Source organism: Parapedobacter sp. (genome assembly GCF_035556095.1).
Lineage (GTDB): Bacteria > Bacteroidota > Bacteroidia > Sphingobacteriales > Sphingobacteriaceae > Parapedobacter.
Map to the genome: position 1 here is coordinate 132049 of NZ_DATMFT010000016.1, position 25499 is coordinate 157547.

22 protein-coding genes, 2 tRNA genes and 1 pseudogene are annotated in these 25499 nt (G+C 43.8%); 13 read left to right on the forward strand and 12 right to left on the reverse strand.

Annotated elements, in window-relative coordinates:
* From VNQ80_RS07680 to VNQ80_RS20945, 6 genes are all read left to right on the forward strand, one after another.
* Entirely contained in the window at positions 1 to 903 is a 903-nt protein-coding gene (locus VNQ80_RS07680; RefSeq protein WP_325637126.1) for a hydroxymethylglutaryl-CoA lyase, read from the forward strand.
* A 54-nt stretch (positions 904 to 957) separates the two neighbouring features.
* Positions 958 to 2148 carry a phosphoglycerate kinase gene (locus tag VNQ80_RS07685; protein ID WP_325637128.1) on the forward strand — a complete coding sequence of 397 codons (1191 nt, stop codon included), beginning with the start codon at positions 958 to 960 and terminating at the stop codon, positions 2146 to 2148.
* A gap of 259 nt (positions 2149 to 2407) precedes the next feature.
* Complete coding sequence (locus tag VNQ80_RS07690) at positions 2408 to 3136, forward strand: hypothetical protein (protein WP_325637130.1); 729 nt, start codon at positions 2408 to 2410, stop codon at positions 3134 to 3136.
* 385 nt (positions 3137 to 3521) lie between these two features.
* A complete protein-coding gene (locus VNQ80_RS07695) occupies positions 3522 to 5051 on the forward strand; it encodes a TlpA family protein disulfide reductase (RefSeq protein ID WP_325637132.1) in 1530 nt (509 codons plus the stop codon).
* 25 nt (positions 5052 to 5076) lie between these two features.
* A complete protein-coding gene (locus tag VNQ80_RS07700; protein WP_325637134.1) occupies positions 5077 to 5391 on the forward strand; it encodes a hypothetical protein in 315 nt (104 codons plus the stop codon).
* Between the two features lie 99 nt (positions 5392 to 5490).
* Positions 5491 to 5676 carry a hypothetical protein gene (locus tag VNQ80_RS20945; RefSeq protein ID WP_414692987.1) on the forward strand — a complete coding sequence of 62 codons (186 nt, stop codon included), beginning with the start codon at positions 5491 to 5493 and terminating at the stop codon, positions 5674 to 5676.
* A 57-nt stretch (positions 5677 to 5733) separates the two neighbouring features.
* Here VNQ80_RS20945 and VNQ80_RS07705 read toward each other — a convergent pair whose 3' ends face one another.
* Positions 5734 to 8406: a hypothetical protein gene (locus VNQ80_RS07705; protein ID WP_325637136.1), complete on the reverse strand. Its 2673-nt coding sequence runs from the start codon at positions 8404 to 8406 to the stop codon at positions 5734 to 5736.
* A 796-nt stretch (positions 8407 to 9202) separates the two neighbouring features.
* Here VNQ80_RS07705 and mgtE point away from each other — a divergent pair.
* The 4 genes from mgtE to VNQ80_RS07725 all read left to right on the forward strand — a co-directional run bounded on the left by mgtE (position 9203) and on the right by VNQ80_RS07725 (position 12493).
* Complete coding sequence (gene mgtE / locus VNQ80_RS07710; RefSeq protein WP_325637138.1) at positions 9203 to 10579, forward strand: magnesium transporter; 1377 nt, start codon at positions 9203 to 9205, stop codon at positions 10577 to 10579.
* A complete protein-coding gene (locus VNQ80_RS07715; protein WP_325637140.1) occupies positions 10576 to 11226 on the forward strand; it encodes a hypothetical protein in 651 nt (216 codons plus the stop codon). The genes mgtE and VNQ80_RS07715 overlap by 4 nt, the downstream gene beginning before the upstream one ends.
* 23 nt (positions 11227 to 11249) lie before the next feature.
* Positions 11250 to 12320, forward strand: a complete 1071-nt coding sequence (locus VNQ80_RS07720; protein ID WP_325637142.1) for a sialidase family protein — start codon at positions 11250 to 11252, stop codon at positions 12318 to 12320.
* Between the two features lie 99 nt (positions 12321 to 12419).
* Positions 12420 to 12493 (forward strand) — tRNA-Asn (locus VNQ80_RS07725).
* A gap of 703 nt (positions 12494 to 13196) precedes the next feature.
* Here the strand turns inward: VNQ80_RS07725 and VNQ80_RS07730 are convergent.
* Positions 13197 to 14066, reverse strand: a complete 870-nt coding sequence (locus VNQ80_RS07730) for a hypothetical protein (RefSeq protein WP_325637145.1) — start codon at positions 14064 to 14066, stop codon at positions 13197 to 13199.
* A gap of 164 nt (positions 14067 to 14230) precedes the next feature.
* Here VNQ80_RS07730 and VNQ80_RS07735 point away from each other — a divergent pair, with 164 nt between their 5' ends.
* Positions 14231 to 15160: a hypothetical protein gene (locus VNQ80_RS07735; protein WP_325637147.1), complete on the forward strand. Its 930-nt coding sequence runs from the start codon at positions 14231 to 14233 to the stop codon at positions 15158 to 15160.
* A 153-nt stretch (positions 15161 to 15313) separates the two neighbouring features.
* On the opposite strand, the gene VNQ80_RS07740 is transcribed toward VNQ80_RS07735, so the two are convergent.
* The 9 genes from VNQ80_RS07740 to VNQ80_RS07780 form a co-directional block, all read right to left on the reverse strand.
* Complete coding sequence (locus VNQ80_RS07740; RefSeq protein ID WP_325637149.1) at positions 15314 to 15769, reverse strand: JAB domain-containing protein; 456 nt, start codon at positions 15767 to 15769, stop codon at positions 15314 to 15316.
* Between the two features lie 99 nt (positions 15770 to 15868).
* Positions 15869 to 16066, reverse strand: coding sequence for a hypothetical protein (locus VNQ80_RS07745; protein ID WP_325637151.1), 198 nt, complete (start codon positions 16064 to 16066; stop codon positions 15869 to 15871).
* 10 nt (positions 16067 to 16076) lie between these two features.
* On the reverse strand, positions 16077 to 16514 hold the full coding sequence (locus tag VNQ80_RS07750; RefSeq protein ID WP_325637153.1) for a hypothetical protein: 438 nt from the start codon (positions 16512 to 16514) through the stop codon (positions 16077 to 16079).
* Between the two features lie 17 nt (positions 16515 to 16531).
* Positions 16532 to 17284, reverse strand: coding sequence for a DUF4595 domain-containing protein (locus VNQ80_RS07755; protein WP_325637155.1), 753 nt, complete (start codon positions 17282 to 17284; stop codon positions 16532 to 16534).
* Between the two features lie 95 nt (positions 17285 to 17379).
* Entirely contained in the window at positions 17380 to 18042 is a 663-nt protein-coding gene (locus VNQ80_RS07760) for a hypothetical protein (protein ID WP_325637159.1), read from the reverse strand.
* 1024 nt (positions 18043 to 19066) lie between these two features.
* The gene (locus tag VNQ80_RS07765; RefSeq protein WP_325637161.1) at positions 19067 to 20815 is read right to left on the reverse strand and encodes a hypothetical protein; all 1749 of its coding nucleotides are present in this window, start codon (positions 20813 to 20815) and stop codon (positions 19067 to 19069) included.
* Positions 20816 to 21063: 248 nt separating this feature from the next.
* Complete coding sequence (locus VNQ80_RS07770) at positions 21064 to 21498, reverse strand: hypothetical protein (protein WP_325637163.1); 435 nt, start codon at positions 21496 to 21498, stop codon at positions 21064 to 21066.
* 140 nt (positions 21499 to 21638) lie between these two features.
* Positions 21639 to 22688 carry a hypothetical protein gene (locus VNQ80_RS07775; protein WP_325637165.1) on the reverse strand — a complete coding sequence of 350 codons (1050 nt, stop codon included), beginning with the start codon at positions 22686 to 22688 and terminating at the stop codon, positions 21639 to 21641.
* Between the two features lie 73 nt (positions 22689 to 22761).
* Positions 22762 to 23847, reverse strand: coding sequence for a site-specific integrase (locus tag VNQ80_RS07780; protein ID WP_325637167.1), 1086 nt, complete (start codon positions 23845 to 23847; stop codon positions 22762 to 22764).
* Between the two features lie 66 nt (positions 23848 to 23913).
* Here VNQ80_RS07780 and VNQ80_RS07785 point away from each other — a divergent pair.
* Together VNQ80_RS07785 and VNQ80_RS07790 are read left to right on the forward strand one after the other, a co-directional pair.
* Positions 23914 to 24005, forward strand: a tRNA-Asn gene (locus tag VNQ80_RS07785).
* A gap of 400 nt (positions 24006 to 24405) precedes the next feature.
* Positions 24406 to 25326: a PfkB family carbohydrate kinase gene (locus VNQ80_RS07790; protein ID WP_325637169.1), complete on the forward strand. Its 921-nt coding sequence runs from the start codon at positions 24406 to 24408 to the stop codon at positions 25324 to 25326.
* 6 nt (positions 25327 to 25332) lie between these two features.
* On the opposite strand, the pseudogene VNQ80_RS07795 reads toward VNQ80_RS07790, so the two are convergent.
* Positions 25333 to 25499 (reverse strand): annotated as a pseudogene (locus VNQ80_RS07795) (cytochrome b5); the annotation flags it as partial.

Consider the following 25499-nt stretch of genomic DNA (forward strand, 5'->3'; position numbering starts at 1 on the left):
ATGGCGGTTGCATCACGGTCACAAGCACGCGGTTACGGTATCAGCAAGGTGTCGATTACCGAATGCCCCCGCGATGCGATGCAGGGTATGCACCGTTTTATCCCCACGGCCACCAAAGCCGCATATATCAAACTGCTTCTTGACGTCGGGTTTGATCGGCTCGACTTCGGCAGTTTTGTATCGCCCAAGGCCATTCCGCAGATGCGGGATACGGCAGCAGTACTGGACCTCTTGGATAGCGTGTTAGCTGAGAAAGTGAGTAAGACCGGGCTCCTTGCCATCGTTGCCAATGTGCGTGGTGCTGAAGAGGCCGTTCGGCATGCCCATGTGGAGATACTGGGGTTCCCTTTTTCGGTGTCCGAGACCTTCCAACGGCGCAATGCCAACACCACTGTCGCCCAAGCCCTTGATATGGTAAAGCAAATCGTTGCGATATGCCGCGCCAATAACCGCACACCGCTGGTCTACCTCTCGATGGGCTTCGGAAACCCGTATGGCGACCCATGGAGTGCCACGATCTTGGCCGAGTACACCGAAAAGCTGGTGGCGCTGGGTATCCGGCATTTTGCGTTGGCAGACACGGTAGGGAGTTCTACGCCGGACGTGATTGCCTCATTGTATCCGTATTTGAGAAGTGCGTTTCCCAACATCGAACTAGGTCTCCACCTACACAGCACGCCGGAGGCCGGTCGCGAAAAATTGGTTGCCGCACTTGACGCCGGATGTACCCGTTTCGACACCGCCCTGCGGGGTTTTGGCGGATGCCCAATGGCTGCAGACAAGCTGACCGGCAACATCGCTACCGAGACGTTGCTGCAGTTGCTCGATGAGCGGGGCATCGAGACCAGGCTCGACCGCGACGCATGGGCCGCAGTGCAACGGTATAGCCATGAGGTGTTTTGATTTTCCAATACTTATAGTAGCTTTGTTCCCCTTACACATCATTAGCATAATTATATGAAGACGATAGACGATTTCGATTTTTCCGGAAAAAAAGCCTTGATACGGGTAGACTTTAACGTCCCCTTGGATGAGCATTACGCCATCACAGACGATAACCGTATACAAGGGGCGACACCAACCATCAAGAAAATCCTGAACGATGGAGGTGCGGTGATCCTGATGTCACACTTGGGTAGGCCCAAGGAAGGGCCTTCGGAAAAATTCTCGCTGAAACACATCGTCGCACACCTTTCGGGTGTATTGGGCGTCGATGTGCAGTTTGCAGACGATTGCATCGGCGACGACGCCTATGCCAAGGCCGCAGCGCTCAAGCCGGGCCAAGTGCTGCTTTTGGAAAACCTCCGTTTTTACAAGGAAGAGGAAAAGGGCGATGCCGGTTTCGCGGAAAAGCTGGCTAAGCTCGGCGATGTTTATGTCAATGACGCATTTGGTACCGCACATCGTGCACACGCTTCAACGGCATTGATTGCACAGTTTTTTCCGAAAGCAAAATACTTCGGCTACCTGATGGCGGCCGAGGTGGGCAACGCAGAGCGCGTATTGCACAGCCCGCAGCGCCCGTTTACCGCCATTATGGGCGGGGCGAAGGTGTCTGATAAACTCGAATTGATTGAGGCACTGCTTGATAAAGTGGATAACTTGATCATCGGCGGTGGCATGGCCTACACTTTCGTGAAGGCCCGCGGTGGCGAGATCGGCCAGTCGTTGGTAGAGCTGGACAAGCTCGACCTGGCAAACGACTTGGTGAAGAAAGCAAAGAAGAAAGGGGTGAACCTCGTGTTGCCTACCGATTGCCAGATTGCCGATAGGTTTGCGCCTGATTCGCCGGCTTACGACGGTCCGAACGACCAGATACCGGCCGATAAGATGGGGCTGGACATCGGTAAGGAGTCGGGCGAACATTTCGCCAAGGTAATCTTGGCTTCCAACACGATTTTGTGGAATGGTCCGATGGGCGTATTCGAGATGGATAAATTTGCCAAAGGTACCCGGGCGGTGGCCGACGCAGTAGTGGCGGCGACCGAGCGGGGTGCATTTTCGCTAATCGGCGGAGGTGACTCCGCGGCGGCGGTAAGCAAATTCGGTATGACCGAGCATGTAAGTTACGTAAGTACCGGGGGTGGTGCCTTACTGGAATACATGGAAGGCAAAGAGTTGCCCGGCGTGAAAGCCATCAACGATTAAAAAGATCAAGCGGCTTCGGCCGCTTTCAATCGAATTAAATTATGGTGACATTAACTACTCATTGTTCCATATTCATATTAGTGGTGTGATTAATGGTCAAGGGCATGTGTTTGAGAAGGGAAGAAAGTACGATTCTTTTTTGATTAAACGCAGATTAAAATAATTTCGTAGCGTTAACTGCGGTATTGCAGGTGAAACCCATTCTGGTTATAGGGGATAAGACAGAACTGGTGGGATTTATTTAACAATTTGAATAAACATGAGCATTTTTTTTAAAATTTGCCACCTATTTGTTGTTATGATAACGCTACGCCTTGATTCTGCATGCGCCCAGCTCCAATATGAGCGTAAAGGGATGGTGGAGAAAGAAGCTCTTCTTGTATATTTGGTGGGTGGTCAGAATATTCTAGTGCCCAGCCTGCCGCCCGCGGCCGATAGCATTGATGCACAAGGGAAAGCTATTAAGCGCTTCACCATGGGGTCTGCCGAAGATTATTTTTCCTATCAAATGCTGCCAAATGATAAAAAACTCCGGAATGGAGACCCGATACCGATAGCACTACATTTCAGAGACCTCGTAGGCAATAACCCATACATCTATATGTTTAATGACGTCTACCTATCTTCAGTGGTGAACGGATCACAAAATGAGTTTTATCACTCGATAGGGCATACATTTTCGGGAGCAGAACCTGAACCCCAAATCGACATGGATGAACTCAAGGTATCAAACGATGTATTTATTTGGTATAACAGATCATATGTCGGCAAATTCTGGGTACTTAAAGGTGAATGGGAAGCATTTGAAGTTAATGAAAAGCCAACGTTTTTACAAGGCATAACTCCAAATACCCTGCAATTTGACCACTATAACGTCTTCCTATTAAAAAAGATCATCAGCATAGAACCAGTGACCAAAGTCGTCGGAAAACCGGATGTTATTGAAGCTGTCGAGGGGCAAATTCCCTCAACGAAGCCAAAAAATTGACGATTATATTTCTTGATCTAGACAGGTTATAAATGCCTGAAAAATTGACACCCGCAGAATCTGAAGCGCTGTATACCAATGATAAAGAAATGGGGGATGCCAATTTCATCAATAACGATACCCGATGCTATGGATATTACTTTTCCTATCCACAAGCAAAATGTGTTGAGGGCGTTGAACCGCCTGATCCTCAGCCTAAGATAACTGCTTGTATAGGGAAAAATCGGTATGATGATTGTTCGTGGATCGATGATGAAGGCCAACCCCAGGACGGACGATGTGATTCCCGATTTGTTAGTGAGTTGTATTGTATTGATACTATATATACATAGTCACTTTACTCCTGCAGATTTTTTTAAATTTTGCCGGGGTTTAAATCAAGATAATGATGCTTAAAATAAAACTTCTTTTCGTATGTGGCCTTTTTTTCTTTTTGTCATGTAACCTGCCGACAGAGATAAATACAGGAGGAACAGCCATCGTAGCGGGAAAATCCAAAATAACAGGAAGAATCATCGCTCCTGATAATCAAAATAGGGATAGCATTGTTTTAACTATTACTGTTCCACATCCAATTTCAGGAGAAAATGTTAGATATAACTTTCTCGCCGACCAATCGGGCAGATTCTCACTGGACTTTGATGTGGAAACCGAGACTTCTTTAGTCGGTTTGTACACGAGCGTAAACGCGGGCAAGTCCCTTATAATCAAATCTATAAATGGAGACTCCATCCACATTGATATCGCTTATGATTCAGGTCTTAATATTAAATACGCAGATGTTACGCCTGACATGAATCTATATGATGTGGGACAGAGCATACAGGTGTTAAACAAATTGATTGATTATAGACCGGATAGACCAGATGGGGAAAATCCACGGCTCTACGATAAAAGTACGGATGAGTTCTTGGGTTATGTTGAAAGTAATGTATCTGAAAGACTGGCATTATTTGTAGATAATGATAAATTATTCTCCAAAGAGTTTAAAGGGTTTATAGCTAAAGATTATCGTTTATTCATATATACGGGACATGTCTTCGATTACGAAGCAGAGATGAAGCGTCATTATCGTCACGTAACTCAGGATACAGTTGGTAAGCCTGAGATCCAAAAGATTGATCTGTCATATTTTCGTTTTTTGAAAGACTTCAATCTCAGCGACCCGCAATACCTACAAACGTTCACATTCGCTGAATTTCAGAACTTAATTCTCCATAATGAAGTATTAGGGCTACCGGTGATCGGAGAAAGCGATATTCCTTCTTGGTTAGCAAGCGTGAAAGTTATTTTAGCTGATCTGGTCGGATTCGATGACGGGCCGTATTATGATGTTTTAGCGGCCAATGCCTATGGTCGGCAGCTGAACGAGCGGGGGAAGCCGCTAACTGAAAAGCAAAAAGAGCAAATCTCCAATTATTGGGAAAATGGAGAAATCGCAAAAATACTGCTCCGGAAAAACCAACAAGTTGTTGAACTGGACAAAGTAAAATCACCTACTGTTATAAATGACGTCTCGACTGTTCCGGAAGATAATGTCATGGAAACTATTGTTTCCAACTATAAGGATAAGGTGGTATTTATAGACCTTTGGGCGACGTGGTGTGCTCCATGTTTGGATGCAATGAAACAATTCAGGGGTACAAAAGGCGGTTTTCGGTATGAGGATGTTGTATTTGTGTATCTCACAAACGGGTCTTCACCCAAAAAGCTATGGGAGGAAAAAATACAGGGGATTGGTAGCGAACATTATTATCTGACAGACAGTCAGTGGACTTATATGATGGAACATTTCGGGTTCGACGGTATTCCGTCATATCTATTATATGATAAAGAAGGCGTGCTCATTGATAAATTTACAGGCTTTCCCGGAAATGACATAGTAAGAGAAATGATTGACGGCCTGTTAAAATGAGTAATCCCTCTTCAACATTATACCCATGAATACACACGAAAAGATTCCGGCTTTCGCAATTAATTTGAAATCAAGAATTGACCGCTTTAAAAGTATTCATTCAGAGTTTCTCGATCATAAGGGTTTTCAACTGGAAATTGTCAAGGCAATTGAGGATCCAAATGGAGCATATGGCTTATGGAAAACTATCTATACTATTATCAATGAAGCAGACAAACGCGGAGATAAATTCGTCCTAATCTGCGAGGATGATCATATTTTTACGCAGTACTTTAATATGGAAGAATTCAAAAACAGAATAACAGAATGCAAGTCAATCGGCGTTGATATACTTCCATGAAGCCTGAAGAACTAAAATGGGGGGATATAGGGCCCAAGCTACTTACCAAAGCTGTTATTGAGCATTAGCTGTTTGATTATGTATTAGCCCCCTGAGGTTATGTGTCCCGTCAATTATTGGGTTTATGCACACTTTGTGTCAAAATCGATGCGTGATACGATTAATGAAACTTCTTATGCAATACACCTATGGAACGAAATGTGGATAAGGAATGGACTGGATAAGAACGCTGTTTACCGCGACAACTGTATTTATGAAGAATTGCAAAAAAGGTATTGTGGTTAGGGTTTCAAAAAAGTTGTCCGTCCATCAGGGGATTGTAGTAGCTCGTTCGCTATTTCATCAATACCGATACCCGATGCTGTACGTAGCAAAGACCCGCTGCGGGGCGCTCGCCTCATTGGCATACACCAGTTTAACGCCGATGTCGAAATCCGGCAAGTAGAATCGCAGTAAATTCATATCTGCCCTGAGCTCAACACCGAACGTACGGGGCTGGAACGGCGCGCTGGTACCTACGTTCTGGAAGTCGCTAAACACGCCGCCTTTAAAGCGTTTGATATAGGCCAGCGGCCCGATAGCCCAGTCGGGGTAAGCGATGGGAAACCGATAACTGAACAGCAGCGTATTGTCTACCGGCACCGGCTGTAGCCGATCATAGCCGCTTACCAACGGGATGTCGTTGATCAGTTGATAGGTACCGCTGCTCCGCTGGTAGCTGAAGCGAGCGAGCAACGAATGGTTGGTCCACAGCCCAGGGAAATAGAACGCTGTACGTAATGCGAGGTGTTCGCCGCTGAGGTTGCCATCGAACGGGAAATGCCGATAGCTGATGCTGACGTTCTGCCCCCAACGGGGAGCCAGATCCAATGCACTCTGCCGCTGATTTTGGTTGAAATATACTTGATAGCTCATCGGAAATCGGACGCCGTTGATAAACTGCTCTTGGAGCTGCGGTTCGCTCAATCCATACCGGTCGGTGTAAGATGTTGCCGCACTGATTCCGGTGGTGAACACATGGTTGAGCCGATAAAAAACAAGCGGGATATCCATTTGTAAGGTGGCGACATTTTCCCGCCAGTGGACCTGCACGGTGTCTATCGCGTTGCCCGTGGTTATTCGGGCCGCAACGAGCTGACCGCGGTTACTATACGCTAACGAGAACTTGGGAAAGAACCGCTGGTAAGCCACCGAAGCTGAGTATACGCTGGAACGGATGTCGCTGTCGTATTGGTAGCCGAGACGGATTTGCATGGTGTTCAGTAGGTCGTCGGAAAGCCAGTAAATGCCGGGCTTGATGTTACCGATATTATCGAAATTACCGTTGTCTATCGATAAACTGTGGAAGTTTACCAAATTTTTGACGCCGTTATAAGCTATAGAAGGCCATGTTTCTGTTTCTGCCGTATCCATAATCCCTAAATTATGTTTTTGGCTTACAGGGGCCTTAAAATGGCTTATCGACAAATTGTTCATTTTTAGTCGACTGATTTGGTAGCCGCTTACTTGGTAATTGTTAAACCACAGCTGATTGCCCGCGGTGTCTACGGAAGGGTTGAATGCGCCGAAACGGGCATTCGTCAGCTGGTGCACCAAGCCCTGTTGGTCCAGCGCATACAAGTTGTCGATGTCGTTGAAATGGGCTTTGAAAACGATGCGGCCGTCGGCATATATCGGCCGCTCAATCTGCTGGGCTTGCCAGCCGAGTAGGTAGCGATACATGGCGGTTGGGATGTCCAATTCAATGATAGCAGCACCTTTTTCGGATATGCCGGTTGCAACTATCTTGGTGCCTATAAGGTCGAATGCCGGGGTCTGAAGCAGAATGTTTCCGGGGGCGGGAAAGTGTGCGAGCGACGCTCCAGTCTCCGCATCTATCAACACCAAGCTCACCGCATTGCTTTCATCGACAGCTACGGCGGCCACCTGTGAGCCGTCCGGGCTCAGCGAGGGGGAGAAGTATCTGCTCTTCCGCGTGAGCTGCCGATAGGTCTTTTTATGCAAGTCGTATAGGTTGATGACGCTGTACGTGCGCTTGCCATATCGGCTATGTCGCCGCACCTCATCCCACACCATTTTACCAGCGGCGTAGTGGAAATGGGGTTCGGTTTGGCGACCGGTTTTCACCACATCTGTGTGCCTGCCGGACGTGTCTAGGATAACGATTTTTGGCACCTCGCGTACGCCCCTATATAGGGCAATTATCTGCCCATCCGGCAGCACTTGCGGCAGCAGCCAGCTAGCCGGTTTTCCAGCTTGTTTTCGGGGTAAAATTGGATAGTCAATTGGGTCGTTTTCCCGCAATTGTTCCCGCCATTTCTCGAGGAGATTTCCGGTTACTTTTCCATGCCATTTCCGCGTACCATAGCCGGTGAATTTATGAAGCGAACCGGTGAAATTATAAGGGCGTATCGGAACCTTGGCCATGCGGGTCATCAGGCTGTCGAGGATACCCGAACCATAGTCCGCTTTGAGGGCGGAGGTCATGAAATAACCGAGTTCGTAAAACCCCGGCGTGACATCTCTGAGCGACCCCAAATAATCTTTCTGGTAACCATATTTTTTGCCGCTAATCAAGTTTGCCCGGAAAGGCATCTCCCACGAGGGTAGGCGCCCGCGCCCGGCCGCTGATAATTCGGTTTCCGCCATGACCGCATCACCCTCAAAAAACCATGCGGGCAAGGTGACTCCGTAAATGGCTAGGGCCAATTGTTCAAAAAAAGGAGCACGTAAGTATCCTGCCAATTTGTCAAACTGTACAACGTGGCGGAGCTCGTGGATGGCAAGATTATCCAGCCATTTTTGAAAATCACCTTGCTGGGGCGGGGTGGTATAGAACTCGGATCGGCGGGGTGCGAGCTGCACATTCCCGTTGGATTCTACCGTTTGGTTCTGAAGAATGATCGAGATTTTCCGAGGTTCCTTGCCGAGGGTTGCACTTACACGCTCACGTATTTTCACAAGCTTGCTGGCGAGTTGTTGCGCCTCTCCTTCAAATTCCGAAGGGTAAATCAACTGAAAGTTTTCTGTTTGTATTTGCCGCCACCTTACACTTGGCGGGTATTGATCATCGTTAAAAATCTGTGAAAAAGCGTAATGTAAATTAAAACATAATAACATTAATATTAAACAGCTGATTACTAACTTATAATGTGTATATATAGAGCTATTCATTTGAGGGTGCTAATATATTTGGTAAATCGATGATCTTTTAATTTTATTTTATGAATTAAAAGTTTACTTAAATTTTATTTATAACTGATTTACAATTTATAATATTTTAATAATAAATTGAGATAATCCATATATTTTATGATTAAAATCACAGAAAATTACCTCTTTTCTTAAAATTTGTAGGCGCCTCTTAAACGGTGAAAATCATGAGCTAAAGTACACTATCTTTTTGAGTTTGGTTGTGAAATTTTCTTCTGTGTGCGCTCATACTCCCCATCGTTCGCTGTACAAGTGATGTGCACGAGTTGCCAGAAAATCGCTGCCCCTATCCGCTGGTATTTTCAAGGGGCAGGTTAGCGGTGTGTAATCGCGATGCTATGGTTTCGCTGCAAGTGTGCGGTTATCGACCACTACCACGACAAGAGATTTGTCGGTGGCTTTCGAGTAGCGAGATCGATACCTATGTTTTGGTTTTGCTGACATTTTGTCTTTTATTTGTAGTCGGTCCAGGGTAAAATAACCTATTTCCCGACATGGTTTTTAATGCCGACTTGTTCGTTCTTTTCCATAAAAAAGCCGACTTTTGCAAGCAAATCTTTCCCCAATGTAGGATACTGTTTTTAAGTTAGGAGGGCTCATGGACGAATTGGATACGCTGGTTGAACAAACCGAAATGCTATTGGCAGAAGGTAGCGAGGAGCAACTCAAGGAGTATCTAGACGAACTCAATATATCGGACGTGGAAGCGCTCATCGATGAGCTGCCGGAGTACGGTGCGAAGTTTATCGAAACGCTAAGTATCAACCGGGCCGTTCATGTATTCGGCATCCTCGATTTCCCCACGCAAGAGCGGATTTTCACCAAGCTTTCCGTACCGAAAATAACGGAGCTGATCAACGAAATGCCGCCCGATGATCGGACGTCTTTTTTCAGTGATTTGAAGGGCGACGTGGTGAAGCAATTGATCATTCTTTTGCCCCCTTCTGAGCGCAAGGAAGCACTGGCTTTGTTGGGCTATCCGGAAGATAGCGTAGGCCGGTTGATGACGCCGGATTACATCACCGTAAAACAGCACTGGACCATCACGCGCGTGCTTGAGCATATCCGCAAATATGGGCGGGATTCCGAGACGATCGATGTGCTCTATGTCATCGACAAAAATGGCGAATTGATGGATGATATCCGGATACGGAATATCCTGCTAGCGGACCCCGAAACCAGGGTGAGGGACATCATGGACAGCCGGCTGATTTCGCTCAATGCGAACGACCCGCAGGAGGAGGCCATCAACGTTTTTCGGATGAATAATCGGGTGGCACTTCCGGTGGTCGATTCGCAGGGAATCATGCTGGGTATCGTTACCATAGACGACATCCTTTGGCTGGCCAACGAAGAGTATACGGAAGATATGCAGCGCATCGGTGGTACGGAAGCGTTGGATGAACCTTACCTCGATGTATCTATTCCTCATCTGGTAAAAAAGCGCGCGGGGTGGCTGATCGTGCTCTTTCTTGGGCAACTGCTCACAGCTACCGTACTCGAGCATTACGAAAGCCAATTGGCCAGTGCGGTGCTTATTCTGTTTATGCCGGTGATTCTCTCGAGTGGCGGGAACAGCGGGTCGCAGGCGTCCACGTTGATTATCCAAGCGATGGCTCTGGGTGAGGTGACCCTGGCCGACTGGTGGCGTGTAATGCGGCGGGAGATTCTCTCAGGTTTATTGCTGGGACTGATACTTGGTGGACTTGGCTTCCTTCGTGTATGTACATGGCAAGCGTTCGCGCATGCCTACGGTGATCATTGGGTGTTGGTGGCCATCGTAGTCAGTCTATCGCTGCTTGGGGTGGTACTGTGGGGCTCGCTCGTGGGCTCCATGCTGCCGTTCCTTTTGCGTAGGCTTGGTGCTGACCCTGCCTCCTCTTCGGCACCGTTCGTGTCCACCTTGGTGGATGTGACCGGATTGATTATTTATTTCACCGTGGCCACCATTGTCCTCGCGGGCGTGCTGTTATGACACGGCTCCGAACCATACTGGCCGGTGGCGTGGCATTGATGCTATCGGTATCCGGCCTCTCCGCTCAGGAAAAATTCCCTGTTTTTTTGGATGCCGAAATCGGGGCGGAGCGGTTTACGGCATCTGCCATGCATTCCATTTTTCCGGTGGGCGCGGGCCTAAAGGTGGGTCCGGTTTTTGCATTTGGCGATCAATGGCGGCTCCGGCTGCGACCCCATGCGGGAGTGACTTTTTTTTCGAATAAGATAGACGAGTGGGTAACCGAGCAATTATTGATTGTGAAGTTGGGCGGACAGGTGAGTTACGACCTGTTTTATTTGGGGCAGGCTACCTTTTTTCCGTACCTCGCCGCGGATTTCAATTGGGTAGCCAATTACGATGCAGAGCAGGAGGGCGACGGTGACGATGCGAATATCACTTATTCCGACAGTTATTTGAAGGGGACGGGGTTTTCACAGGAAATGGGACTACGGGTACAGATACGCGAATGGTATGTGAAATTGGGGTACGAATTCTTCAACCCCCGATTGAAGGTACGGAAGGATATTATCGACGATGACCTGGCATCAGGCTATATCACACCCCGGAACCACCGCTTTAATTTCAATTCGGTTAACATCACCGTGGGGGCCATGTTGAGTTTATGATGAGTCTTTGCAGAAAAACGTTTATGCTGATCGCTGTTGTGCTGTTGTGGTGCTGCAACGGAAAGGATACATTGTTGGACCTGTATCCCATGGAGCCGATCGTCAACCCCGATGTAGGTATGCTGATCGGAGGTGATGGGATTATCCATGTCGACATCGATGGGCGGCAGCGCATCAGTGGCATTGCTGAACGAGGGGTATTTTCGACAGCCGATAGGTTCCAATCGTTCGATTTTGAACCTCGCGCATGGCAAATAGCAGATGGCTTTGTTGCTTTTGGGGATGGTATCATAGTATACGCGCAATCCGTCGGCGTGTCATTCGCACTGCGGTATTCAATGGACAATGGGAAAACATGGACGACATATGGCGAAGCCATCGTAGACGGACGTTTTATTGCCGCTGGCACGGTTTCCCCCGTGCAGCTATTGGTCGCGGCAGACCGCTCCGTTTGGGTGCTGTGCCAGCAGGAAGTAGGGGTAGAGAGGCGGGTGTTGCTATACCGGATAGACGTGGAACAGCAGGGAAGCACATTGATGGTGGAGAAAGCGGGAGCAGTTGCATTGACTTTCGGTTTTGCAGATTCGGAACACGGCTGGCTGCTTTACGGTTTGCAGGGTGAAAGCGCTAGCCGCGCGTACGTGTTGCGGACGGCAAACGGAGGCCACACTTGGACAGACGGAGCGATGTTGGATGTTGCCGGCCAACTGGCTATTGCATCCATCACGGCGGAAGGCTTGTTGGTCTATAATGACGAAGGGTCGGCTTTCCACTCTGCGGATGGCGGCATCTCCTTCGAGCCGGTAACGGTTGGTGGCGGGATATTCGCCTGCCAAGCGGTGTCGGCTGACGTCGTCTACGCCCTGCTGGAAAGTGGGGTGGCGAAAAGTGCCGATGGCGGACGTACGTGGGTTACACTGGATGCGTTTGTGCATGGGGTGGAGGTGTCCGGTACGGCATTGGACTTCCACGACGAGCGAACCGGCATCGTCTATGGTGCAGACCGCTTGTTCATCACTGCCGACGGCGGCCAAAGCTGGGATGTGCTGGTATATCCGTACGATTATGTACTTGACGATACCGGTACAATTTGAAACCGAAGGAATTGCGTTATTTTTGAAAAATTTTTTGTTTATTCGGGGGAAAGTTCCGAATATTGCAGTCCCGAAAACGGGGTATACCAGCTACAATACTCCTGAATAGCTCAGCTGGTTAGAGCATCTGACTGTTAATCAGAGGGTCGCTGGTTCGAGCCCAGCTTCAGGAGCTTAAAAAAAAGCCTTACAGCAATGTAGGGCTTTTTTTGTGCCTGTGTTTCTGTGCAGTAAATCAGTGTGTTGCGTTGTTTTCTTATCGTGAGTAGTTGTTTGTTCTGTTAATTACTTCTTTTTTGGAGATAACAGGATTTGTGCTTAAAACACCAAAATTTCTCCAGTTTTGTCTCATTTCTTGTCTCATTTTGTTAAGTCATTTTTACCTCCTTTTTCTTGCTCAAATGTACTAAAAACAATGATTTGCTACGGGGTTAACGCTATACAATAATACGTCTGTGACACGCTCGCCGGCTGCGAGTTGAGCGAGCGGTCGTTCAAAAGAAGCCTGAAAGGTGATTGAACGATATGTTCGTAGAACACGAGTGCTGGCGGGATTATTGCCAACGCCTTGGCGATGTGTAATGGCTAAAGCAATAATCATGACAGCAACGAAGCCCGAGCGATGGCGCAGGCGAGCAAAATTATGAAAAGCGATTGGATTCATTACGTGGTTGAAGCATGAAACCTTGTAATGGATACAAAGGCAGCTTTTATGGAGAGCAACTTTGCACCAATCATAAGGCATGACAAATTATTTACCGTAGGTTAGACAGTAAGACCGAATGTGCTTTGTAAAAGCTTATTCGGGATCGCTGTCGTAAATTTGGCCATGACTTATGTAGGTGCTTAGGCGCTCGAAATGCCTTATTACCTGTTTCAAATATCCTTGCCTTCGAAAAGTTTAATTGTAGAATGAGGTTCAATTGTTATTTCGAGTACATCTTCTGATTTAAAAATATGGGTTTGATTATTACTCTTGTCATAAAGAAGAATGTAATTTTTTGTTCTATTTAAGTATCTAAGGTTATTATCCGTTGAGATAGTGCGGTCTGCAAATCTTAGTGTATACTTATCCGGATTTTTGGAGGTTAAAGCTAAGCCTTGAGGCAAGACAATAAAGTAAATATAAAGACAACAGGTAATCATAATAATACACATCGAACCGTTCGTTTTAGAAAACAATTCCTGTCCATCTCTTTTCCGCTTATTCAAGGTTTTGAAATAACTAACCATTCCAAACAGAAAAAACACAAACCCGATTAGCAAAAACAAAAAGGCTATTGAATGCCCAATTGAATTTAAAAGGAAATGTTGTAACCCTTCGGTATAATTTCCAAAAATGTTTTTCCGTATCCCAAAAATATAATAAAGCAACGTGGCGGAATATAGCAAATAAGGTGTAGAGTGTCTGTAATTATACCCGCTGTCATATTTGGGTGTCGATAAATAAAATAGAAGAAAAATTAGCAAGCCGAAAGCAAATGGCATAAGGCTCAATATCGTTTCAAAAAACCACAATGTAAAAATCTCCCCAAAATCGATATATTTTGTAATTGAAACTCCGAAGCTCTCGTAATATACGAATGATCTTATCATTCCGAGAATCACAAATGAACCGGATACAATTGGAATAAAACTTGTTATTCTTGAAATAGAAAAATTGTTTAAACTCTGATCTGGTTGATTGTACGAGTCAAAACGTTTAGTTGTTTTAAACGTTACCAAGTTTTTTCTTTTGCCTTGCATATTTGGCTATGATAAATTGCTTTGGTTAATCTGGCATGCATCCATTAAAGGATGTAATATATACATAATAGATTGATTAGGATGCAAATATTTTTTTTAACTTCTTGAAAATCGCATGCCTGGCCTTATGAATTTGTATATTCGTAACCAATACTAAAGTTAATATGGACGTCAACTTAATTATCCCCTCTCTTCTTACCATAATTTTTGGGTTACCCTCTTTAATTGCTTATTTCAAATCAAGAAAAACTCAAATTGTCTATTTAGAAGATGAAAACATTAATCTTTTTGATACTGCTGCAAATCGGTTTGCAAAGCTAACTATCCAGTACGATAATATAACTGTTGATAATAAGTTGTATTTACTTAGAGGGGTAATTATCTGTAATGGCAACTCTGATATAACAGAGAAACGCAGCTGTATTGGTCTATCTCTTGAAGAAGGTGGCAAATGGCTTGATTTTAGTGTCATTTCCCGCAGTAAAGGACTGGATGTCCAACACAATATAAACAACGACTTACTTGAAATTAATTTAGGGCTTTTTAAAAGAAACGAATATTTCAAGTTCGAGGGTATTTTTAATGCTAGGAATCCAAAATTTTTGTTTCACCACCGGATACCCAATGTACCCAAAATCAAAAAACTATACAAAAAAGCTATTAATAGAAACCTCTTTTCCTTTTTACCAGTCATAATATCGATAATACCACTGGTGTTTTCATATATTGGATTAAGCCGGGTTAGTGAGTTCAATATAATACCATATAACGCTAAGACTAACGAACTAATAGACAAGGAAATTTTGTACATAGCCAAAGATTTTACCCCTATTCTTACCAGTTTAAACAAAAATATGAACGGAGTTCTATTGCCATTTAGAAATTCCAGAAATTACGATGTGACCATCGCATTTAAAGATTCTAAAACCGGTGAACAGAAAGAGATTAAGACAATTATGTATTTCCGAAAGAATTTCGAATGGGCGCTTTTCGTATCTTTTAGTATACTTATGCTGTTTATTATATTTTACTTTTATTCTTTTATCATGTTTCTTTTTACACAAAGGAAATTTCTAAAATACCTGAATGAATAAGTTAATACCAGCGAGTATGACGCAAATGATTTGGTACGAAAATAGCATATCATTCCATAGAATCCTGTCTTATCATATAAGTACTAGTATACGCTCCGACACCGCGCAGAAACCCCGAAAGTTTCAAGCGCGAAGTGTTGGAGCGATTTTGTATCACGGAATCAATCCGTTATCTGAAAAACTGTAACACCCCTCTGACGTCACTATCAAATGGTCAATCACGTCTATGTCAAACAGTTTTGCAGCATCGATGATTTTTTGGGTCAAAGCAATATCCTGTCTGCTTGGGGTAGGTTCTCCGGATGGGTGATTATGAGCAAGAATAATTTCCGTTGCTCTTGCTTTCAGTGCTGCGGCAATGACAACCTTAACATCGACTGAAACCTCCATCAGACCACCCAGCGATATATCGATTATGCCAAGCACACGTTTCGCATTGTTCAACAGGATGACCTTGAACTCTTCCAAAAACTGCATTATTTCTTCATCCCAATGCTGTTTTAACATTTCGTAGGCTTGGGTTGACCTTGTGATTTTTGGACGTTCAGACGGCTTAAAATGCGGCTGATACGTCAATTTGATTTCTGAAACTTTGAATAATGAATTCATACCTTGTAAAATAAGTGTGTGAGTTATTAAAAATTAGAGCATAAAAAAAGCCCACCGAAATGGTGAGCTTAAGGCTTCTGACAACATGCGCTTGGCTTACTATTTTTTGTCGCCAAATATGCTGTGATACAGGAAAACTAAAAGAACGACGATACCGCAAACAATGGCAATTGCTGCACTGGCTCCTGCTGCGAAAACACCCAGTGTCATAATCGATTCACACGAAGAGAAAAGTAAGACAAGTAGGAATCCGGAGACCATTAATGAAAGCTTTTTACTTTTATTGTGACTTTTCATTTTCGGTGTTTTATTTATGACGGGATTCATGGATAACCAATGCCGCGTCATACAGGTCACTAAAGGAAACGTCTCTGTCTTTCACTTTTTTGGCTAATCGAGCGGCTTCATTTGGGTCTATGGATTTTACATATCTCAAACCCTCTTCATAATCAAAGAAGATTTTGAACCCATATGTATCTCCCTCTGATATAAACGTCGCGACGTAAAACTTTCTTCCAACATTATCTTGGAATGACGGGTCTTCGGCTAAGAAAATCGCAGTTCTATTTTCTTCAATGGCTTTTTCAACCGGATAATATTCAAGACCAGTTTCAGCTTCGATTCTAGCTTTTTTTTCTTCCTCGCTTTCTTTAATCGTGTTACCACAATTAATAGCCAATATTGGTGCAACAACAATAAACATATATTTGCCCAACGCCAATAAATCCAGATTAGAAATTTTCATAATGTCTGAAGCTATTGTTAATCGCATTCGTAACCGACTGCCGCATTATAGCTGCTGTATCCCTCGGGAGCATCGGCCTTTATCCTTGTCGCTTTTCCATCGCTTCCCGTTTCATATGATAGGGTAGCATTATCAGCCGACGCAATCCTGTTCGTTGGCAGCTTACCGAAATATCCGGTTTCATATAGCGCATATTCAACGCCCCAAAACGAAACATCACCGAACGGCTCTGCTAAATAGGATGTGAATGGCTGATAAACTTTCCCTGCATCATAGGCAATCGTTCTGCTATCAGACGAATCGAAGCTATTGTCGATATTTACTTCGGTCAGATTGCCATTACTGTATGTAATATTGACATTGGACGTACCGTGGTCATATTCAACCTCGAATTGCTTAAGGTAACCGTTATCGTAGGTAAACGTCTTATCTCCACCGAAATCTCCGGTTGCACTGGTAATCAATCCTGAACCATTTACGGTAAATTCATATTCAGCATCCAATTCCCCGTCGTAGTATTCCATTACGGTGATTTTACTCGATTGGTAGGTGAAATCGGCAACATAGTCATCTCCGCCATCATTTGAAATGATTTTTACGATACGGCTTTGACTGTCATATTCAAACGCAGTGTTGCCATCATACATCGCACTTGCCCCAAGCGTGGTTACCCTGCATTCCTTTTCGACTTGTGGGTTGTCGTCACCGTCTTTTGAACATGCACCGAACATTACGGCTGCTGCCGTCATCAACATAAACACTTTTTTCATATACATTTTTTGTTTAATACCGCAAAGCCCCATTGCGGAAGATTAGTAATTAACATTTGAGGAAGCATCGGGACTAATGCTTCGGTTGGCCTTTTTTATAGTGAAAATGAAGAATCAGCCTTAGCCTTTCTCATATACACGTTTTCCAAATAGTCGATAACTGACGGTGATTTTATAGCCCTATGAATGGCCAATTTCCTTTCTTCGATTTCCGGATAATGCTTGGTAAACAGAAACAAAAAGGCATCGAGCAACTCCGTATATGCTTTACCAAGTTTGCGGGGGTCATAACAATCCACTTCCTCGGGGTCACGTATTTCACGGTCATCGTATTTAAACCTCGTGTTATCAATATTGAAGTCGAAACGGAGATTCTTGTAGGGATTCATTTTCTCAATCTCCCGCAGGATGTAGTCGCCTATTGTAGGCAAATGTTGTTTCGAAAATGAAACGAGAGTATCCCTTGAGAATACTTCAAGTGCATTATTCAATACGTAATCTATGAGTTCTGCGCATTTATGGTATCGACAAAATCCGCTATCGCGTTTCTCATCTTTACTCAATTCCCCGTAATCGCCGTCAATAAGGTCTTGCATTCGCGCCTCCACCTCCCAATCACTTTCGTGCTTAGGTGTAGTGCTGTTTGCTGGAATGCAATCGTCATCGAAATCAATGTCATCCAGTTCGCTTAATTCTTCGCTTTCTGTTGGTGCCTCGTGTTTTTTACGGGTGCTAAAAAGTCTTAGTATTTTTTCCATTTTAAGTATTGTTATTAAGGTTAGTATTATTCATTCCGGTGTCAATTGCAACTGCTGGGCTTTGCAAAAGTAGGCTCGATATAAATCGTGGCTTTACGGTAATCCGTAATTGATTGCGTTATCGTTATCATGATAAAATGGCTTTGGTTACCGCTTGTCCCGACACGGCAGGTTTATAAATACAAAAGCGTGGAACTTAAACCATGTCCGCTCGAGAGGTACCTAGGAGAACCCAACACGACGAACAGGTTAAGCCCACGCTTTCGCATGGGCGTTAACTCTATCCGTCCTCTTCGTGTTTAGAAATTTCCTAGGTTTCCTCGTAGAGAGAACTTTTAGCTAACGCTTATATTTTTATTTCTATGTAATCTATCCTATACGCTAATCGTTTGGTGTACTGCAAAGGTACCCAATAAAATAATCCGAAGGATATGTGAAGTTTCAATTAACCAAAACACCTTATAAATGAATAGGATAAGGCTTGGTTGAAAAAACTCGATTCCCTTTTCTTTACGAGGTCAAATACGCTAATAGAAGCGATAAAATTATTTTGATTATCGGCACGGGAAGCATTAACCTCTATATTATTCATTTCTCGCAGTCGTTTGGCTCGGGGATTACGCTATTACACCATTGAGGCTTGACTTATATATAAAAAAATAATTTTTTTTCAGGCCAATGCATCACTGTAGACCTATTTTGATGACTTTCAATTTTTTAGCATTTTAATGCGTTTTCCTGCTCTGTAAGTGTAACTGGCATAATGTTATGGCCTATCGTAAATAGCATAGCTTAACGTATTATATGGCTTAACTGGGAGCGTTTAATTCGGGTGGTGCGAAATCTGAAAACGGCCGTGATTGTCAGGTAATCGGTGAACTGCCAAGTGCCGGACATAAAAAATGTCCTCCAAAACCAGTTTGGAGGGCAATCAAAAAATTATCTTCTTATTTTTTTACCAAAACTGCATGTTTTTACCTTTACTATACAGCCCTATTTTTCATGCAATTTTTGTCAAACTTTCTCAAAGCTGATTTTCCATCAATGTCAACATCGGTTTCTTGCCTGTAATTATAAAGCCGCTTTCATTTTTTCCGGCAGCGTTTTTTCTTGATGTTTGAGAAACTTCAAACCAATTCCTAATATGGGTTGCAGTAGCTGTCCTTTTGATTAACCTTTGGTTTCTGCCAACATCCTTTATGTCCAACTCATCATAAAGCCTTTGTAATACCGCTTTAATCTCGATGTTCGAATAAAATTGCGATACAGAAAAGGCATCATTTACAAGCATCATCAGTTTTTCTTCGGTCTGTGCTGCCGAGGCTAAAATCATGGCTTTTTTGATATTCGATTGGGAATAGCCAAGTACTCTTATGTTATCGATTCCCAATGTCTCATATATCCGGCATTCATCGGGATATAATTCCTGATATTTTTCCCATTCGGTTGTGCCAAAGTGAAACATATCCTTATCGAAATCCTGTTTGGCGGCATGGATTTTTGCAATCCGCTGTTCAAATCTTGCTTTGGCCGTCCTCCCGTTTGTAATATTCACTCTGTTTAAGTCGCCCACGTTTATCTCATGAGAAACAGGGATTGGCTCATAAAGGGTGTTCCGCCACTCCCTTTCAATATACCTTATGTGATTGTATATCTGGTTACTGTATAGTCCGTGTATAACTTGGTCACATTTATTGGGGTCGAAGCGGTATCTCCCGCCATTAATCCATACGGCAAAGCTGCCGACAAATCTTTTGATGAAATCTGTTTGCGCCATACCTAATTCGAGAAATGCGTTAACGCCTTTGATAACATTCTGGAATAAATGGCTGAAATGGCCGTGTATCTTGTCGTATTCCTCAATATTTGCAACACTGCGGTGGTTAGTTACGTGGATAATTTGTTGTAGCTGTTCTGTATTACGTAACCGGCCGATGCATTGCACAAGCTGTTCTCTCACGGTGAGTAAGGTGTGTTTATGATGGATGTCCGTTACCATGACGAAAACCGTCTTTTCCTTGTCCTCCATATCCCAGCTTTCAAGATACTTGCTCGTATAGAAATTCACTTTTTTATACTTCTCATCCTTACTCGGCAGGTTAGCGTTGAAAAACCGTTCTGCCTCTCCGAGTTTATCCTTATTCCTTTCGTTCTCTGCGCAGAATATATTGCAATCGGATAGACCCATAGCGTTTACTGTCTCGGCTATGCCCGTAACGGAGTTGTAGAATATGTGCAGGTTGCAGTCACTGTACTCACGATTGGATATTATATAGCGCAAAGTGGCCGTCGGACTTTTCGAATCCACCAATGTCACAGTATTTAATGTCCGCTCATGAAACATGATATTATGGTAGTCCAGTTCTTGGAATCTCGGGTCACTGGGGATTATCGGTGTGGCCGAAATCAGTGCCTTGTTTTTGAAGTTCCAGAAATAGTCGAATACTTTCAGAATATTCTCGCGGTAGCTTTCGATAATAAAAGAGTGCTGTTCATCGACCAAAAGGAAGTATGTTTCGGTGATTTCCTTAGTCATGCCCAATTCTTCCGCTGCAGCCATGACTTTGTCGAAACTTTCGGGTGTGACAAGAATTTTTTTATCTGGCACATCGCTTTGAAGATACGCTTTGATGTAATCCTTGCTATTGTGGTCTTCATAGACCGGCAAAACGACCATACATCCTGCATCCGTATTCATCTTTTTACCCTTTTCAATGATGGCTGTCACCCTGTTCATGACAATGATACTTGGGCGTAATGCTTCGAGTTCCATTGTTGTACCACCTATGCCTGTACGACCTTTGTCAATGAAAGCGTTGTTTGGGATTCTATTGTCCGTGAATGCGGCATCTAAGAAGCTTTTGATACTGATAGTATATGTTTCGGGTTTTTTGAATGGATTGTTCATCATCCTGCTTTTTTGAGGCAATACACTGCCATACAGCAATGCTTTGCCGTTTTTTAGATAATAAATTAGTGTAAAAGCAAGGGGCGGATTGCCCCCTGCTTGTTGGTTTTGGGTTAGCCTTGTGGCAACTCTTCTAACTGGTCAAATATGTGCTCTAATGCCAAGTCAAATTCATATTGTCCATTGACTTCGATTAGCCTATCCAAGCCATCAAAATCTAAGAGCTTAAATCCCCGTGTTATGCGTCCGGTTTGGACACTAACCCAATAATATGGGCGACCCTGTTGGTCAAAACGGATACCTCTTCCAAAATCTAACCGCTTTTTTTCGGTTAGATACTTGAAAAATTTATCTAGTTCCGCCAACTCTTCTTCATTCAGGGCTTCGACGTATTCCCCGAAGTTGTGCTTGGATGCAATTCCCTTTGTTGGGTCATTTTCGATAAAGAATTCCTTTGAACCGATAATTGGTTTGGTTCTTTTCGTCTTCCTCCCCCAAACCGTAGCTTCTCTTGCGGCGGTCAGTTTCGATAACAGTGATTTTGTCATTTCTAAAAATTTAAAAGTTAAAAAAATTGAAACTGATGGCCATCAATGTTTCTTTTAATTATATATGTGCAAAGGTCGGGGATTCACCTTTGCAATAAAAGACATCCGATAACTTAGGAAAAGGCAATTCTGTCGGAAGATTATCTGCGATTCGCTTTTGTATTGTCAGGGTTCAAATCACTCTTTTCCCCAATCAAATACTCTATATACTTAACTTTTGTTCCGTCTGCTTTGCCAAGTAAGCTCATTTCTTTGATTAGTCCGAAGCATGCTAAAAGAGAGAAGATAAGTAGGGTAATACTTTTCTCGGTTCGGTTATTAGTGCTGTCTTTAGGCTTGAGTTCGAAAGCAATGTATCTATATAGGCTTTTGCAAACCGTATCGGTAATGAGCTCGATTTCACTTCGATTGGTAGTCTTGGGATTTTTCGTCATATCCTTTATCCTCCGTAGTGGTTCTGTGAATTGCTTTTCAAGCTCTGAACTCTGCCTTTGAAAATAAGCCTTGTCGAATGTTTGGTGTTGCGTGTGTGTCTGAGATATGTGAGGATTCAAATATTGAAATTCGTGAATATAGTAATCTAAATACCGTTTTATAGCTAAGCTGACAATGGCCAATTCGTCTCTTGCAGACATTGCCAATGGAATCTTCTTGGATTTTGGTAACTTGACATAGGCAATATTTGCGTACTGTTTGTCAACATCGGCGGATGACTCAAGTTTTTTTATATACTCTTCCAATTCCTCTTTCAAATTGAAAAGTTCGATAAGATTCTGATAGAAGCCAAGTGCCTCTTGTACGAAAGAGTATTGGGTATCAAATTGCTTGTAAAAACTTGTTACTATGTGATTATATATCTTTTCACTATAATCTATATTCTTATACCGATATCCGTCATAGGATACCATAATATAGTGTATGATAGCGAGTAAGCTGTTAACGTCTTCTTTTTTAACCGCTATTGTCTTTGCTTTAATTTCGTAGTCGAAATTTGAGTCAAGCCTGCGATGCTCGTCATACTTTCTTATTAAACGGACTTCATTTAAATATTGTTCGTTGAGATTTGATAGGGATAGTTCGTCGAAATACCGAGGGTAAGCATCGTTCCATACTATATATTGCTCTATGTTCTTGAATTCTACGTTGAGTTTTACGGTCTCCGTGGAATATTGACTGTAGTTATCCGCCATATGATTATTAGAAGGTAATATCGATAGCGAAAATAATAATGACTTGCCAAATGACAAGCCATTATCTAAGGATTTACAACCTTGGCATCACCTGCCGTAATTCGGATGCACTATGCACGCCTAAACCTCGTAGGTATTTCAGCGTTACAATCATGTTGGAGTGTCCAAGCAATTGCTGCAAAAGGTGCAGGTCTTTGGTTTGCTTGTACACGTTGACCGCAGCTGTGTGGCGGAATGAATAAATCGTTTGATCATTCTCCACTATGCCCGACGCAAACATGATTTTGAAATGGCGTGACCACGCAGTTTTGAAGTAGTATTCATTGAATGGTGCCTCGTTACCGGAAAACAGGTTTTCATCCTTGCCCAACTGGGATACCCTTTCATGGATGGCTTCCCTTACGTAATCCGGTAGGCATACCGTTCGCACACGTCCGCTTTTGTTCTCGTCACCGGAGAGGTGGATTTCCGTACAATCGAATTTGAAATGCCTCCCTTTGAGGTTGCGGACTTCGATGTGCGGTCGTAAGAAACATCCGTAGCTGATTAGACACGCCAAGTACAGGTTTTCGTGATACTCCTTTAGGTAGGAGAGGACTTCGTTTAGTTGCTCTTGGGAGTAAATGGTGTGAAGCGTGGCTTTGGTTTTGATTTTATCGGTTACATCTGTACAGTTTAATTTTAAGCCGACTGTTTTTTTCAGATAGCCAAACAGTGAACTTAATTCCCTGCGTTTTCCCATATAGTAAGTTGGTGTGGCTCTGAATTTGTCGAGATACTGCTGCACTCGTTTTGTGCTCAGATGAATGATGTCACTTGACCGCTCTTTTTCACAAAGGAAACTGAGAAAATCATTACAGGTATGAGTAAGCGCTTTAGCGTATTTGACACTAAGGTTGGAGCGCAATTTCTGCTGAAGTGCTATTTTTAAAAGGTCTTCTGTCTTAGTTGATGCACCAGAAGACTGGTTTATTAATTGTTGGTATGTGCCATCTTCCAATCGTTTCCGATATTCAAACTCCAACTGTTTGAGCAACTGACTCCGCTCTTTTAGCGTCTTTGCATTGTTGGGTCTGATGTTGATGTTAATCCGATTTCCGTTGTATTCTTTATATCGTTTTCCGTCGATGGTTATGGCTATGAAGGCTCTTTTGTTCAAATCCGGTGAAAATATTCTAATATCGTAGATAAGCATTTTTGTCTCATTGCTTGTCTCACGAATAAAAATTGTGTCGCGACATACTGATAATGAGTGTATAAGGAACTCATCGCATCTGACTGTTAATCAGAGGGTCGCTGGTTCGAGCCCAGCTTCAGGAGCTAATAAAAGCCTTCTCGCTTCAAACGAGAGGGCTTTTTTATGCACGTTATCGGTGGTGTATTACGTCCTTATTTCTCGTTACGAGTAGTTAGTTATTCGAATAATTTGTCCTACTATTTATCCAGTTGAAGCAGCGAAGCACAAGTTAATGACTACATTACCGATTTTGTACGAATTCTACAGATCGGTAGGCATCCACGATTTGGTCCAGCAAGCAATACCGGTCAATCACGGGCGTAAAGTCGCCATTGACTACCAGCTTCGTTGCAATAAAAGTAAAGCTTTGGTGTTAACTTTTTGTTAATTCAATTTTGTCATCATCATATGTTTATTGTTTATGGTTTTTTTATTTGCGGATGTAAACCTATACCTTTGCGCCCAAATTGAATAATTACCATGAGTTTAGTCATTATCGGAACCATCGCTTATGATGCGATTGAAACACCTTTCGGAAAAACAGATAAAATCGTTGGAGGGGCAGCAACGTTTGCGGGGCTGGCGGCTTCTTATTTGTATGACCGAGTGAAGTTGGTTGGTGTTGTGGGTGAAGATTTCGGCGACGACAACTTGGATATTCTGCGGTCAAAAGGAATCAATCTGGATGGCGTTCAGATAAAGGAGGGTGAAAAATCGTTTTTCTGGTCGGGCAAGTACCATAACGACATGAATAGCCGCGACACGCTGGTAACCGAACTTAACGTGTTGGCCGATTTTGATCCAATCGTTCCCGATAGTTACCAGGATTGTGAGTACTTGCTGTTGGGCAACTTAACACCGCAGGTACAATTGACGACGCTCGACCGGTTGCAGCGCAAACCCAAGCTTGTGGTGCTTGATACCATGAATTTCTGGATGGATATCGCATTGGACGATCTACTCCGCGTGTTGAAAAGGGTAGACGTGCTGACCATCAATGACGCGGAAGCCCGGCAACTGTCTGGAGAATACTCGTTGGTGAAAGCAGCCGAGAAAATTCGGCAACTAGGACCGAAATACCTAATCATAAAAAAGGGGGAACACGGTGCGCTGCTGTTCGGCGGCGACCGGATTTTTGCTGCACCGGCCCTGCCGCTCGCTGAGGTTTACGACCCGACAGGGGCAGGCGATGCATTTGCTGGCGGCTTTGTAGGTTATCTGGCCAAAGTGGGTACGGTGAACTTCAATAATATGAAAAACGCTGTTATTTTCGGCTCGGCCCTAGCTTCGTTCTGTGTGGAGCAATTCGGTACCGAACGGCTCCGCGAATTGGATGGTAACCTGATCAACGAACGTATCGCGCGATTTACTGAACTCAGCAAGTTTGAGATTGAAGGATGACGCGTTTTACAACAGTACGCCGACCACTTCAAACCGTGAAAACACTTCATCCGTATGCGGAGCGTCTGCTAGCTCGTCGGTGAGATCCTGTCCGGCCCAATGTTCGTAGTGCATGCCCCGGAACCAAAGCCTGCTTTTGGAAACATCGTAGATATATCCACGGTAAGCAATCC

What these genes read in the sequence shown, in the direction of transcription:
- VNQ80_RS07680 (WP_325637126.1), top strand. Translation starts at nt 1, where the DNA reads ATGGCGGTTGCATCACGGTCACAAGCACGCGGTTACGGTATCAGCAAG.
- VNQ80_RS07685 (WP_325637128.1), top strand. Translation starts at nt 958, where the DNA reads ATGAAGACGATAGACGATTTCGATTTTTCCGGAAAAAAAGCCTTGATA.
- VNQ80_RS07690 (WP_325637130.1), top strand. Translation starts at nt 2,408, where the DNA reads ATGAGCATTTTTTTTAAAATTTGCCACCTATTTGTTGTTATGATAACG.
- VNQ80_RS07695 (WP_325637132.1), top strand. Translation starts at nt 3,522, where the DNA reads ATGATGCTTAAAATAAAACTTCTTTTCGTATGTGGCCTTTTTTTCTTT.
- VNQ80_RS07700 (WP_325637134.1), top strand. Translation starts at nt 5,077, where the DNA reads ATGAATACACACGAAAAGATTCCGGCTTTCGCAATTAATTTGAAATCA.
- VNQ80_RS20945 (WP_414692987.1), top strand. Translation starts at nt 5,491, where the DNA reads ATGTGTCCCGTCAATTATTGGGTTTATGCACACTTTGTGTCAAAATCG.
- mgtE (WP_325637138.1), top strand. Translation starts at nt 9,203, where the DNA reads ATGGACGAATTGGATACGCTGGTTGAACAAACCGAAATGCTATTGGCA.
- VNQ80_RS07715 (WP_325637140.1), top strand. Translation starts at nt 10,576, where the DNA reads ATGACACGGCTCCGAACCATACTGGCCGGTGGCGTGGCATTGATGCTA.
- VNQ80_RS07720 (WP_325637142.1), top strand. Translation starts at nt 11,250, where the DNA reads ATGCTGATCGCTGTTGTGCTGTTGTGGTGCTGCAACGGAAAGGATACA.
- VNQ80_RS07730 (WP_325637145.1), bottom strand. Translation starts at nt 14,066, where the DNA reads ATGCAAGGCAAAAGAAAAAACTTGGTAACGTTTAAAACAACTAAACGT.
- VNQ80_RS07735 (WP_325637147.1), top strand. Translation starts at nt 14,231, where the DNA reads ATGGACGTCAACTTAATTATCCCCTCTCTTCTTACCATAATTTTTGGG.
- VNQ80_RS07740 (WP_325637149.1), bottom strand. Translation starts at nt 15,769, where the DNA reads ATGAATTCATTATTCAAAGTTTCAGAAATCAAATTGACGTATCAGCCG.
- VNQ80_RS07745 (WP_325637151.1), bottom strand. Translation starts at nt 16,066, where the DNA reads ATGAAAAGTCACAATAAAAGTAAAAAGCTTTCATTAATGGTCTCCGGA.
- VNQ80_RS07750 (WP_325637153.1), bottom strand. Translation starts at nt 16,514, where the DNA reads ATGAAAATTTCTAATCTGGATTTATTGGCGTTGGGCAAATATATGTTT.
- VNQ80_RS07755 (WP_325637155.1), bottom strand. Translation starts at nt 17,284, where the DNA reads ATGAAAAAAGTGTTTATGTTGATGACGGCAGCAGCCGTAATGTTCGGT.
- VNQ80_RS07760 (WP_325637159.1), bottom strand. Translation starts at nt 18,042, where the DNA reads ATGGAAAAAATACTAAGACTTTTTAGCACCCGTAAAAAACACGAGGCA.
- VNQ80_RS07765 (WP_325637161.1), bottom strand. Translation starts at nt 20,815, where the DNA reads ATGGAACTCGAAGCATTACGCCCAAGTATCATTGTCATGAACAGGGTG.
- VNQ80_RS07770 (WP_325637163.1), bottom strand. Translation starts at nt 21,498, where the DNA reads ATGACAAAATCACTGTTATCGAAACTGACCGCCGCAAGAGAAGCTACG.
- VNQ80_RS07775 (WP_325637165.1), bottom strand. Translation starts at nt 22,688, where the DNA reads ATGGCGGATAACTACAGTCAATATTCCACGGAGACCGTAAAACTCAAC.
- VNQ80_RS07790 (WP_325637169.1), top strand. Translation starts at nt 24,406, where the DNA reads ATGAGTTTAGTCATTATCGGAACCATCGCTTATGATGCGATTGAAACA.